The sequence below is a fragment of the Salipiger sp. ABF4_146 genome (genome assembly GCF_056161345.1).
The window spans coordinates 244,292-257,217 of the sequence record NZ_JBSWYX010000006.1; the positions used below are offsets into that span (position 1 = coordinate 244,292).

9 protein-coding genes are annotated in these 12,926 nt (G+C 65.5%); 8 read left to right on the plus strand and 1 reads right to left on the minus strand.

Going from position 1 to position 12,926, the window contains the following annotated elements; translation table 11 throughout:
* The first annotated feature begins 15 nt into the window (after nucleotides 1–15).
* The 8 genes from ACXAJT_RS11095 to ACXAJT_RS11130 all read left to right on the plus strand — a co-directional run bounded on the left by ACXAJT_RS11095 (nucleotide 16) and on the right by ACXAJT_RS11130 (nucleotide 11,709).
* Nucleotides 16–1,068, plus strand: coding sequence for a 2,3-butanediol dehydrogenase (locus ACXAJT_RS11095; RefSeq protein WP_475235260.1), 1,053 nt, complete (start codon nucleotides 16–18; stop codon nucleotides 1,066–1,068).
* A gap of 575 nt (nucleotides 1,069–1,643) precedes the next feature.
* Nucleotides 1,644–2,921, plus strand: a complete 1,278-nt coding sequence (locus ACXAJT_RS11100; RefSeq protein WP_475235262.1) for an OmpP1/FadL family transporter — start codon at nucleotides 1,644–1,646, stop codon at nucleotides 2,919–2,921.
* Nucleotides 2,922–3,156: 235 nt separating this feature from the next.
* Nucleotides 3,157–4,830, plus strand: a complete 1,674-nt coding sequence (locus ACXAJT_RS11105; protein WP_475235359.1) for a long-chain-fatty-acid--CoA ligase — start codon at nucleotides 3,157–3,159, stop codon at nucleotides 4,828–4,830.
* 120 nt (nucleotides 4,831–4,950) lie between these two features.
* Nucleotides 4,951–5,349, plus strand: coding sequence for a MerR family transcriptional regulator (locus tag ACXAJT_RS11110; RefSeq protein WP_475235263.1), 399 nt, complete (start codon nucleotides 4,951–4,953; stop codon nucleotides 5,347–5,349).
* Between the two features lie 64 nt (nucleotides 5,350–5,413).
* Nucleotides 5,414–6,550, plus strand: a complete 1,137-nt coding sequence (locus tag ACXAJT_RS11115) for a thiolase family protein (RefSeq protein ID WP_475235265.1) — start codon at nucleotides 5,414–5,416, stop codon at nucleotides 6,548–6,550.
* Complete coding sequence (locus tag ACXAJT_RS11120) at nucleotides 6,550–8,874, plus strand: 3-hydroxyacyl-CoA dehydrogenase NAD-binding domain-containing protein (protein WP_475235267.1); 2,325 nt, start codon at nucleotides 6,550–6,552, stop codon at nucleotides 8,872–8,874. Before ACXAJT_RS11115 ends, ACXAJT_RS11120 begins: the two co-directional genes overlap by 1 nt.
* A gap of 40 nt (nucleotides 8,875–8,914) precedes the next feature.
* The gene (locus tag ACXAJT_RS11125; protein WP_475235268.1) at nucleotides 8,915–10,705 is read left to right on the plus strand and encodes an acyl-CoA dehydrogenase C-terminal domain-containing protein; all 1,791 of its coding nucleotides are present in this window, start codon (nucleotides 8,915–8,917) and stop codon (nucleotides 10,703–10,705) included.
* 173 nt (nucleotides 10,706–10,878) lie between these two features.
* A complete protein-coding gene (locus tag ACXAJT_RS11130) occupies nucleotides 10,879–11,709 on the plus strand; it encodes an SDR family oxidoreductase (RefSeq protein WP_475235270.1) in 831 nt (276 codons plus the stop codon).
* 101 nt (nucleotides 11,710–11,810) lie between these two features.
* On the opposite strand, the gene ACXAJT_RS11135 is transcribed toward ACXAJT_RS11130, so the two are convergent.
* The gene (locus ACXAJT_RS11135; protein WP_475235272.1) at nucleotides 11,811–12,836 is read right to left on the minus strand and encodes a YeiH family protein; all 1,026 of its coding nucleotides are present in this window, start codon (nucleotides 12,834–12,836) and stop codon (nucleotides 11,811–11,813) included.
* Nucleotides 12,837–12,926 lie beyond the last annotated feature (90 nt).

The window sequence follows — 12,926 nt, forward strand, 5'->3', positions numbered from 1 at the left end:
ATCGGAGAAAGACAAATGAAAGCAGCACGTTGGCATGGTGTAAAAGATATCCGTGTCGAGGATGTGCCCGAGCCGTCGCCGGGCCCCGGCGAGGTGAAGGTCAAGGTCGCTTGGACCGGCATCTGCGGCAGCGACCTGCACGAGTATCTGGCCGGGCCGATTTTTGTGCCGGTGGGGGAAGACCATCCGCTGAGCCATGATCAAGCGCCGATCACCATGGGGCACGAATACTGCGGCGTGGTGACCGAACTGGGCGCGGGGGTCAGCGGGCTGGCGACGGGCGATCGCGTCGCGATCGAACCGATCTTCGCCTGCGGCACCTGCCCCGCCTGCCTCGAAGGCAAGTACAACCTGTGCGAGTCGCTGGGCTTTGTGGGTCTCTCCGGCGGCCATGGCGGATTCGCCGCGCATTCGGTGATCCCGGCCCGCATGGTGCACAAGATGCCGGACGGTCTGTCGATGGAACAGGGCGCGCTGGTCGAGCCCGCTGCCGTTGCGCTGCACGCGGTGCGCCTGTCGAAAATCAAGGCGGGCGACACGGCAGCGGTCTTTGGCGCCGGGCCGATCGGGCTGCTGGTGGTCGAGGCCCTGCGCGTCGCCGGCGCGGCGCAAATTCACGTGGTCGAACCGTCCGAAGTCCGGCGGCAAAAGGCACTGGAACTCGGCGCAACCAGCGCGATCGACCCGATGTCAGACGACGCCGTCGCGGCGATCCGCGCGGCCACGGGCGGCGTGCATGTGGCGTTCGAGGTCACCGGCGTGCCGCAGGTGCTGCCGCAATGCATCGACGCCACCCGGCACGAAGGTCAGACGCTGATCGTCTCGATCTGGGAGGGCGAGGCGTCGTTCCATCCCAACACGGCGGTCCTCAAGGAACGCCAGTTGCAAGGCACCATCGCCTATCGCAATGTCTATCCGGCGGTCATGGAACTGATGACACAGGGCTATTTCAGCGCCGACAAGCTGGTGACCCAGCGGATCTCCATCGACGATATCGTCAGCGAGGGGTTCGAGGCGCTGGTGGCCGAAAAATCCCACGTGAAAATTCTGGTCGAAGCGCCCGAGTGATGCGTGACGCAGGAGGCGGCTGCACAGCCGCCTCAACCTTCCATCGACACTTTACCGCGCCGAGATCGGAGAGGCTTCGCGTGTTCTCTCCGCTCTGGCTCATGGGGCTGATTGACCGACCACAATGCGCGGTCCCGCATGTTCAATGTCTCGGGTGTTTGGCTGCATTCGGACCAAGCGCCCGCAGTGGGACCATGTCCTAACTGGGCGCGTTTCCCGAGTGCGTTGCAATAATCGGCTTCCAGACTGACGCTTCCCGTTTCCCTTTGGCTTCTGGCGACGACGACGGTTGCGGCCCTGCCGAGCGCCGACCTGCGGCTCGTGATCGCGATGCGGAGTTGGGTCTTGGCGGTCTGACGCTTGGAGCCTCGTGACATGATGCGCTCGCCGAACCTCGTCGCGACATGGCCGCAGAAGTCCGTTCTTCGTGCGCACGAAGACTGCAGGGCCACAAGACCCTCATCGCAAAGTGACCTAGGGTGTCGTTAACGTAAACCTGTTGACGCATTCGTAATGCGCCGATACCAAAGGCTACGGACTTCAGAAATCCGATCGTTTTTAGGGAGGAGCGATCAATGTCTGAATGCGTGAAGCATTCCGCTATTGTGGCGGCGGGAGCGCTATGTGCGTTACTGCCATGGAGCGATCGGGCACATGCTGCCGGGTTCCAATTACGTGAAATGAGCGCCGAAGGCGTGGGGTCGGCCTTTTCCGGATCGACCGCCAAGGCGACGGACCTTTCGACCATCTACACCAACCCCGCCGGGATGATGCGTATCCCCGGGACGCAGGCTCAGGCCGATCTGAACTATGTCGCGCCGACGATCCGGTTCTCGGGAGATGCCGGGGTCGGCAGCTTGCAGTACTCCGGCGGCAGCGGCGGCAACGCGGGCGAAGGTACGCTCGTTCCGGCGTTTTACGGCCTTTTCGACATCAGCCCGACCCTCAAGGCGGGTCTTTCACTGACCGTGCCCTTCGGCCTGTCCACCAAGTATGACGACGACTGGAAGGGCCGATATTTCGCGATCGACAGCGAGATTCAGAACCTCGTTCTGACGCCGAGCATCGCGTGGCAGGCCACCGACCGGCTATCGCTCGGGGCCGGCATTCAGATCGGCCATGCCGAAGCGACCCTGTCCAACGCGCTCAATCTGACCACGCTCGGTCTTGGCGACGGGAAGTCGGAACTGACTGGCGACGGGTGGGGCTACGGCCTTACGCTCGGAATGCTCTACGAGGTTTCGCCCTCGACGCGGGTGGGTCTCAGCTACCGCTCCCAAGCGAAATACACGCTTGAAGGCACGGCCAAGATTTCCGGCGTTCCCGATGCGGTCGCGGGCATGGTTCCGGTGCTGAACAGTTCGGATGCCGAAGCCGACGTCACGATGCCCGATATCGTGTCCATCGGCGGCTATCATGAGATCAATCCACAATGGGCGGTTATGGGAGACGTGTCGTGGACCAACTGGTCGACCTTCGAAGAACTGCGCGTGAAGTTCGATGATGGCCGGCCCGACAGCGTCACCGATGAAAAATGGCACGATTCCTGGTTCGTCTCCTTGGGCGCCGATTACAAGCCGCGCGAGAACCATACGATCCATTTTGGCGTCGCCTTCGATCAGAGCCCGGTGCCGGATACGCACAGGACCGCCCGCATCCCGGATGCCGACCGCTACTGGGCATCGCTGGGCTATAGCTATGAGTTCGCCCCTGATCGGGTGATAAACGTCGGCTACACGCATATCTTCTTCGACGACGCAGATATCGAGGAAACGACGGACGTCGGAACGCTTGACGGCAGATATGAAGGCCATGCCGATATCCTGAGTGCCAGTCTGACCTACCGGTTCTGAGCTACCGCCGGGCCCCGCGCACGCGCTCCATAGGCGCGGTGTGGGGCTCGGGAGGCGCCAGCCGACCTACAAGAACGAGACGTGTCTTGACGCCCAAGGCATGCCCAGCAGTCCGCGCTTCGAAAGCGCCGGACCCGCCGCCCTGTACCCGGAGCCTATGCTCATGTGTCCAAATGCCATCGCGCCTACCGACCTGATGCCGAACGCAAAGGCAGATGACGCGCCTGCTTTCTCTTTGCACGCCAAGACGCATACCGGCGACTATGCCCGGTCTATCCCCGCCCTGCTTGACGAGTCCGTTCGTTTGCATGGCGACCGTCCTGCCATGCATTTTCTCGGGCGCCGCTACAGCTATCGCGAACTTGGAACGCTCGTCGACCGCGCCGCAGCGGGCTTTCGCGAACAGGGCGTCACCAACGGTGTCCGCGTCGGGCTTTGCCTGCCGAACGTGCCGGCGTTCGTCATCTGCTATTTCGCGGTGCTGAAGGCCGGCGGGACGGTGGTGAACTTCAACCCGCTCTACGCGCCACGGGAGTTGCAGCATCAGGTCGAGGACTCTGGCGTCACGCTCATGGTTACCACCGATCTGGCCGCAATCTACCCCAAAGTGGCGGCGCAGTTGGGGCGCGGGTCGCTGACGCGGTTGGTCATCTGCCCGATGGCCGAGATGCTGCCGCGGCTCAAGGGACTGTTGTTTCCGCTGTTGAAGCGCCGGGACCTCGCGCGGGTGCCCAAGGATGACCGGCACATCCCGTTCCGGCAGCTGATCCGCAGTATGCGCCCGCTGAGCCGCCCGGCGCCGATCACCCCCGAGACCGATCTGGCAACGCTGCAATATACCGGCGGGACAACGGGTCTGTCGAAGGGCGCGATGCTCACCCACGCCAATATCGTTGCCAATGCCGAGCAGATCTATCAGCGACTCCCGGACCCCAAGATTGGCGAGGAGCGCGTGCTTGCAGTGCTGCCGCTTTTCCATGTCTTCGGCATGACGGTGGCGATGAACCTCGCCGTGCGCATCGCTGCCGAGATCATTCTGGTGCCACGCTTCGACATCAACGACACGATCAAGGTGATCGAGCGCGAGCGACCGACGCTGTTTCCCGGCGTGCCGACCATCTACACCGCGATCAACCATGCTCTGGAAGAACGCTCTGCAACCCTATCCTCGCTACGCTGCTGCATCTCGGGGGGCGCCCCGCTGCCCGGCGAAGTGCGTCGCAGGTTCGAAACGCTGAGCGGTTGTCGCCTCAGCGAAGGCTATGGCCTCTCCGAAAGCTCGCCGGTGGTCTGCTGCAACCCGTTTGACGGCAGCGCGCGCGATGGGTCCATCGGCAAGCCGCTGGCGGACACGCAGGTGGAAATCCGCGATCTTGACGATCCAACCCGTATCTGCGGACCGCATGAGAAGGGCGAGCTTTGCGTGCGTGGCCCGCAGGTCATGCCGGGCTATTGGAACAGGCCCGAGGCCACGCGCGATACGTTCATCGAAGGCGCGCTCCGCACCGGAGATGTGGGGTATTTCGATGAAGATGGCTTTTACTTCATCGTCGACCGCATCAAAGACATGATCCTCTGCAGCGGCTACAACGTCTATCCTCGCGCCATCGAGGAAGCGCTCTACCAGCATCCGGCGGTGGCCGAGGCGGTGGTGATCGGCGTGCCGGACGAGTATCGCGGCAGCGCGCCCAAGGCCTTCGTCGTGCTGAAGACGCCGCTCGACGCGGCAGACGACGAACTCCACGGCTTCCTCAAGGAATATCTCTCGCCAATCGAGATGCCCAAGCAGATCGAGATCTGTCAGAGCCTGCCCAAGACGCTTGTTGGCAAGCTTTCGAAGAAGGAGCTTATCGAAACCGAGCGTCTGCGCGCCGAAACCGCCCAATCTGGGGGCGCGGTGGCATCATGAACAACGTAAACGGCATGACGCGCTCGGAAAGTCCTACCCAAGGCTCGGTCCTCGATGGTACACACCATGGTGGGTTGCGTGCAGTGCTTTTGCCCAACCGTTTGCTGCGACAGGTTTCAAATGGACAAGCTCTACTCGATCTCGGAACTGTCCAAAGACCTTGGCGTAACGCCGCGCACCATCCGCTTCTACGAGGAACAGGGCCTCGTGCTGCCGCAGCGGGTTGGCACCAATCGGATTTACACCGCCCGGGATCGCGGTCGGCTGATCCTGATCCTGCGCGGCAAGCGGCTTGGCTTTACGCTGAAAGATATCCGCGAATATCTCGATCTCTACGACGCAGATCCGACCCAGCGCGAGCAGATAGATGCACTGCTGTGCAAGGTCCGTCAACGCATCCAAGACCTCGACGAACAGCTAGAGACGCTGCGTGTGACGCTCAAGGAACTGCGCGAGATCGAGCAAATGTCGCTCGACGCGCTAGAGCGCCACGAAAAGGCTGCCGCGCGGAATTCCTGAACGCCCGCGAAACCCGCAGGGGTTGGGCACACCACATTCCTCATGCAACTCTGGAGAGTTACCGATGACACGCATCGTCGTCGCGGGCTACATGCGCTCGCCTTTCACCCTTGCCCGCAAGGGCGCTTTGGCCAAGGTCCGGCCCGATGGTCTGACCGCACAGGTTGTCCGCGCGCTGGTCGACCGTTCGGAAATCGATCCGGACGCGATTGAGGATCTGCTTCTTGGCTGCGCCTTCCCCGAAGGAGAGCAGGGCCTGAACCTTGCCCGCCTTGTCGGGCTGATGAGCGGGCTGCCGCAGTCGGTGGGCGCCGCCACGATCAACCGCTTCTGCGGCTCGTCGATGACCTCGGTCCATGTTGCCGCAGGGTCGATCGCCATGGGGGCCGGAGACGCCTTCGTCTGTGCCGGCGTCGAGAACATGAGCCGGGTGCCAATGATGGGCTTCAACCCGATGCCCCATCCAGACTTCGCCCGCAGCCATCCCGAGGCCTACATGGGCATGGGCGAGACCGCCGAGAACGTCGCACGTCGCTGGCAGATCTCGCGTGCCGAGCAGGAAGAGTTTGCCCTGCGCTCGCAAGAGAAGGCCGCCGCGGCCCAGCAGAAGGGTCTGTTTGCCGATGAGATCGTGCCCATTGCCGGGCGTGACGGCGTGGTCGAGACCGACGGCTGCCTGCGACCGGAAACCACGCTGGAGGGTCTGGCCGATCTCAAGCCTGCCTTCGATGCCGAGGGCGTGGTGACCGCGGGGACCTCCTCGCCGCTGACCGATGGTTGCGCGGCGGTCCTCGTCTGCTCCGAAACCTATGCCCAGAAGGCCGGGCTGCCGGTGCTGGCCTATGTGAAATCCGTTGCCGTGAAGGGCTGCGCGCCCGATGTGATGGGCATCGGTCCGGTTGCCGCCACGCGCGCGGCACTGCAGCGCGCCCAGCTGTCCGCCGGGGATCTTGACGTCATCGAACTCAACGAGGCCTTCGCCAGCCAGTCCATTGCCTGCATCCGCGATCTCGACCTCGATCCGGCGCGGGTCAACCTCGATGGCGGCGCCATCGCGCTCGGCCATCCGCTCGGTGCCACCGGCGCGCGGATCGTTGGCAAAGCGGCGAGCCTGCTGAAGCGCGAGGGTGGCCGCTATGCTCTGGCCACGCAGTGCATCGGCGGCGGTCAGGGCATCGCCACCATCCTGGAGGCCGCATGATGGCCGGTATCGAAAAAGTCGCCGTCATCGGCGCCGGCGTCATGGGCGCGGCGATTGCCGCCCACGTCGCCAACTCCGGCACCAAGGTGCTGTTGCTCGACATCGTGCCCGAGGGCGCGGCGAACCGGAACGCGCTGGCCGAGGCTGCCGTGGCGCGGATGCAGAAGGCCGATCCCGCGCCCCTCATGGGCCGCAAGGCGGCGCGCCTGATCGAAACCGGCAACCTCGAAGACGACCTGGCGCGTCTCGCCGAGGCCGACTGGATCGTCGAGGCGGTGATCGAGCGCCTCGACATCAAGCAGGCCCTTTATCGCAAGATCGAGGGCGCGCGGAAGCCCGGCAGCATCGTGTCGTCCAACACCTCGACCATTCCGCTGGCGACGCTGGTCGGCGGCTTGCCCGAGCGCTTTGCGCAGGACTTCCTGATCACGCATTTCTTCAACCCGCCCCGCTATATGCGGCTGATGGAATTGGTCACCGGATCGGCCACCCGCGCGGAGGCCGCCGAGGTGATCACCGCGTTCGCCGATCGGCGGCTCGGCAAGACGGTGATCCGGGCGAAGGACACACCGAGCTTCATTGGCAACCGGCTTGGCGTCTACTGGCTGCAGACAGCGGTGATCGAGGCGGCCGAGCGCGGCATCCCGGTAGAGCAGGCCGACGCGCTGATCGGCAAGCCCTTCGGCATTCCCAAGACCGGCGTCTTCGGGCTGCTGGATTTGGTGGGTCTCGACCTCATGCCGCATGTGAATGCGAGCCTCGCCGCCGCGCTGCCGCAGAGTGACGCATTCCACACCGCCAACCGTCCGCTGCCGATCGTGCAGAAGATGATCTCCGAGGGCTACACGGGCCGCAAGGGCAAGGGCGGCTTCTACCGCTTGAACCGCGAGGGCGGCAACAAGGTGAAAGAGGCGGTCGACCTTTCGAGCGGACGCTACGCCACCGCCCGCAAACCCCGGTCCGACGCGATGGACGAGGCCGGGCGCAGTCCGCGCGCGCTCATGGCGCATGACAGCGACGAGGGACGGTATGCCGCCGCGGTGATGGGCGCGACGCTGCGCTACGCCGCCGGGCTCGCCGGCGAGGTGGCCGACAGCATTGCCGACATCGACGAGGCCATGTGCCTTGGCTACGGCTGGAAAGAGGGCCCCTTCGCGCTGATGGACAAGATCGGCCCCGATTGGCTGGCCGAGCGGTTCGAGGCCGAGGGCGAGGCGGTGCCGCCGATCCTTGATCTGGCCCGTGGCCGCAGCTTCTACCGCGTCGAAGAGGGCAAGCTCGAACAGTTGGGCCTCGACGGCGCATATCATCCGGTGACGCGCCCCGAGGGTGTGCTGCTGCTTTCCGACATCAAGCGCGGCGCGGGTCCGGTGCTGAAGAACGGCTCCGCCGCGGTCTGGGACATTGGCGACGGCGTACTGTGCTTCGAGTTCACCTCCAAGATGAACTCGATGGACGACCAGATCATGGCGCTTTTGGCGAAGACGCTGAAGCTGGTGGAGGCCGAGTATAAGGCGCTGGTGATCCATAATGAGGGCACCAACTTCTCGGTCGGCGCCAATCTCGGCCTTGCCTTCTTTGCCGCCAACATCGCGGCGTGGGACCAGATCGAGGGCTTGGTGTCCTTTGGGCAGCAGACCTTCCAGAACATGCGCAACGCCCCCTTCCCCGTCATCGGCGCACCCTCGGGGATGGCGCTTGGCGGTGGCTGCGAGGTGCTGCTGCATTGCGATGCGGTTCAGGCCCATGCCGAAAGCTACATCGGCCTTGTCGAGGTCGGCGTGGGGCTGATCCCCGGCTGGGGCGGCTGCACAGAGATGCTGCACCGCTGGCAGCGCTTCGGGCGTCTGCCGAAGGGGCCGATGCCGGTGCCCTCGAAGGTCTTCGAGATCCTCAGCACCGCGACCGTGGCGAAATCCGCCGCCGAGGCCAAGGAGCTGCTGTTCCTGCGCCCCGAGGACGGCATCACCATGAACCGCGCCCGGCTGCTGGCCGATGCCAAGGCCCGCGCGCTGGCGATGGTCGAGGGCTACGCGCCGCCCGAGCCGCGGGACTACACGCTGCCCGGCCCGTCCGGCCTCGTCGCGATGGAGATGGCGGTGCAGCAATTCCGCAAGATGGGCAAGGCCACGCCCTACGACGAGATCGTCTCGGGCGCGCTGGCCGAAGTGCTGTCGGGCGGCGACACGGATCCCATCGACACCCTCACCGAAGCGGACCTGCTGAAACTCGAGCGGGACCGGTTCTTCACGCTGGTCAGGCGGCCCGGCACGCTCGACCGTATCGAGACCATGCTGATGACCGGCAAGCCGCTGCGCAACTGAACCCCGGCCTTGGGCCGCAAAGAACAGGGAGGTCACGACGATGGCCAATTACACGCCCCCCCTGCGCGACATGCGCTTTGTCTACCACGAGCTGCTGGGCTGCGAAGATCTGGCGGATCTGCCGGGGTTCGAGGAGTTCACCGCCGACCTGATCGACCCGATCCTCGAAGAGGCCGGCAAGATCTGCGCCGAGGTGCTGCAGCCGATCAACCGTTCCGGCGACGAGGAAGGCTGCCAACTCGAAAACGGCATCGTCCGCACCCCCGCCGGCTTCCCCGAGGCCTACCGCCAGTTCCGCGAGGGCGGCTGGACGGCGATCACTTGCGACCCGGCCTATGGCGGGCAGGGTCTGCCCGCTGCCGCCGACGTGCTGGTGACCGAGATGATCTGCTCGGCGAACCTGTCGTTCGGCATGTATCCCGGCCTGTCGCACGGCGCCTATCTGGCGCTGCACAGCCACGGCCCGGACGAACTGAAGCAGGCCTACCTGCCAAAGCTGGTCGATGGCACATGGTCGGGCACCATGTGCCTGACCGAGCCGCATTGCGGCACCGATCTGGGGCTTCTGCGCACCAAGGCCGAGCCGCAGGAGGATGGCAGCTTCCGCATCACCGGCACCAAGATCTTCATCTCCGCCGGCGAGCATGACCTGACCGAGAACATCATCCACCTCGTGCTGGCGCGGCTGCCGGGTGCCCCCAAGGGCTCGCGCGGGATCAGCCTCTTTCTTGTGCCGAAGTTCTTGCCCACCCCCGAGGGCACCCCGGGACAGCGCAACGGCGTGATGTGCTCCGGCATCGAGCATAAGATGGGGATCAAGGCCTCGTCGACCTGCGTGATGAACTTCGACGGCGCGCAGGGCTGGCTCGTCGGCGCGCCGCACAAGGGCCTGCAGGCGATGTTCACCATGATGAACAACGAACGGCTCGCCGTGGGCGGTCAGGGGCTGGGACTGGCCGAGGCCGCCTATCAGGGCTCCGTCGCCTATGCCCGCGAGCGCCTGCAGGGCCGCTCGCTCACCGGCACCAAGGCCCCCGACAAGCCCGCCGATCCGATCATCGTGCATCCTGACGTGCGCCGGATGCTGCTGCTGCAGCGCGCCACGACCGAGGGTTGCCGGGCGATGGCGGTCTGGGTGGCCAAGGAACTCGACAAATCCACCCATCACCCCGAGCCGGAGGTGCGCAAGGCCTCCGAGGATTTCGTGGCACTGATGACGCCGATCGTGAAGGCACTGTTCACCGACCTCGGCTTCGAGAATGCCAACCTCGGGATGCAGGTGCTGGGCGGGCATGGCTACATCCGCGAGCACGGCATGGAGCAATACGTCCGCGATGCCCGCATTACGCAGATCTACGAGGGCACCAACGGCATTCAGGCGCTCGACCTCGTTGGGCGCAAGCTGGGAGCAAACGGCGGGCGGTACCTGCGGCGGTTCTTCCACCCGGTGGCGGAGTACATCGAAGGCCACGCCGAGAACCCCGAGATGGCACCCTACATCGCGCCGCTCGCCAAGGCCTTCGGCCGCTTGCAGACCGCAACCGGCACCGTTGCCCAGAGGGGGCTTGCCAACCCGGACGAGGCCGGGGCGGCGGCGACAGACTATATGCGGCTGTTCGGCCTGACGGCGCTTGGTTATCTCTGGGCCCGAATGGCCGAGACCGCGATGACCAAGAGCCGGGAAACCGGCGATGCCGACGGCTTCTATGCCGCCAAGCAGGTGACGGCGCGGTTCTACATGGAACGGGTGCTGCCTCAGACCGGCGCGTTGCTGTCCCAGATCATGGCCGGCAGCCAGAGCCTTATGGCGCTGGACGAGGCGGCTTTCTGAGCGGAGAGCCGACCGCGGGAAGGGACGACGGCCCCCCTTCCCGCGTCTCACTCAGACCCTGCGCAGCGGTCACCGGGCAGCGCGCAGGAAATCGGCAGCACGGCTTTGCCTGATGGGCCGAGCGGCGCAAGAATGACCTCCATTGAGAGACGGGGCGAAAGGGAGTGAGCGAAATGGACACCTTGAGCGGCAAGACACTCTTCATCAGCGGCGGCAGCCGCGGCATCGGCCGGGCCATCGCGCTGCGCGCCGCGCGTGACGGCGCCAACGTGGTGCTGGCGGCCAAGACGGTCACGCCGCATCCCCGCCTGCCCGGCACCATCGAGGAGGCCGCGGCGGAGGTCGAGGCGCACGGCGGGCGCGCCCTGCCGCTGCAGCTCGACATCCGCGACGACGCGGCGGTGGCCGAGGCCGCGCGCAAGGCCGAGGATCATTTCGGCGGCATCGACATCGTGGTCAACAACGCCAGCGCGATCTCCCTGACGCCCACCCCCGACACCGAGATGAAACGGTTCGACCTGATGATGCAGGTCAACATGCGCGGCACCTTCGCGGTCACCCGCGCCTGCCTGCCGGCGCTGAAGAACGCCGCGAACCCGCATGTGCTGACGCTCTCGCCGCCGCCCTCGCTCGATCCGGCCTGGTACGGCCCGCATGTGGCCTACACGATCTCGAAGATGGGGATGAGCCTGTGCGTGCTCGGCTGGGCCGAGGAGTTCCGCAGCTTCGGCATCGCCGCCAACGCGCTCTGGCCCCGCACTGTCATCGACACCGCGGCGCTTGCCATGCTTGGCGGCGCGGTCCAGTCAAAGAACTGCCGGACGCCACAGATCGTTGCCGATGCCGCCCATGCGATCCTGACCCGTCCCGCGAGGTCCTGCAGCGGCAATTTCTTCATCGACGAGGAGGTCCTGCGCGCGCAGGGCGTCGCGGATTTCTCGGGCTATGCCGTCGACCCCTCCGAGCCGCTGCTGCCCGACCTCTTCGTCGCCTCGGAAAGCTGACCGCAAGCGCTGAGGCCCTGCCTGCCCTGGCTCCAACGCCCACGCCTTCGCGGTGGCCGGAATGCCCGCCCCCAAGACGGCGCCGGAGCGACAGCCACGGCTCAGACCAGCCCCATCAAGAGCGGGGCCAAGACCAGCGCGGCCAGCACGGCTGACTGCACCGCCAGCATTGCGATGGCGGTGCCCCCGACATCGGCGAGCTTGGCCAGCGAGGTCTTCATGCCCACGGCCGCCACTGCGGTCACCAGCAGGGCGCGCGACAGCGTCGAGGCGGGGGCAGTCACCGCCTCTGGCACAAGGTGGAAGGAATTCAGCGCCGCCAGCACGAGGAAGGCAGCGACGAAGGCGGGCAGCAACGGCGGGCGCGCTTCGCTCGCCGGCGCGTGCCTGCGCAGGGCAAGCGCCCCGATCAACACCACCGGCGCCAGCATGGTGACCCGGATCAGCTTCACCACAGTGGCAATGTCCCCGGTCTCGTCGGAAACCGAGTAGCCCGCCCCCACCACCTGCGCGACGTCATGGATCGTGCCGCCGAGAAAGAGGCCGGTCAGGTGCTGGTCGAGCCCCAAGGCTTCGGCGAAGATCGGATAGACGATCATCGCCAGCGTCGAAAAGGCGGTGACAGAGATCACGGTGAACGACAGGTCGCGCTCGGCGGTCTCGCGTTGCGGCAGGATCGACGAGATCGCCATCGCCGCCGAGGCGCCGCAGATCGCCACAGACCCGCCGGTCAGAAAGCCGAAGGCGCGGTCCTTGCCCACAAGGCGCGCAACGAGGATCGAACCGAGGATCACCGCCGCGATGCACAGCGCAATGACCAAGACAAAGCCCCAGCCGATCTGCCGCACCATGTCGAGCGAGACCCGCAGGCCAAGCAGCGCCACGCCGATGCGCAGCAGCCCTTTGGCGGCGAAGGTTATGCCGGGACCGGTGTTCTCGTGTTCGGACAGGAAATGGAACGGAATGCCCAGCAGGATCGCCATCAGCATCACCGGCGCGCCGTAGTGGTTCGACAAGAACTGCGCCGCCATCGCCAGAACGATCGCCAGCGCCGTGCCCGGAGCGAGGATCTTTGCGCGGGCAACCATGCGGCGGGGGTCCGAAAGGGTGGCGGTAAGGGCGCTCATGTCCTGTCCTCGGTATCTTTTAAGATCGTATTGGGCCGGGCCCGAAGGCCCGGCCGAACCGGGCGCGCCCCTTAAAGACACGCGCCCGCT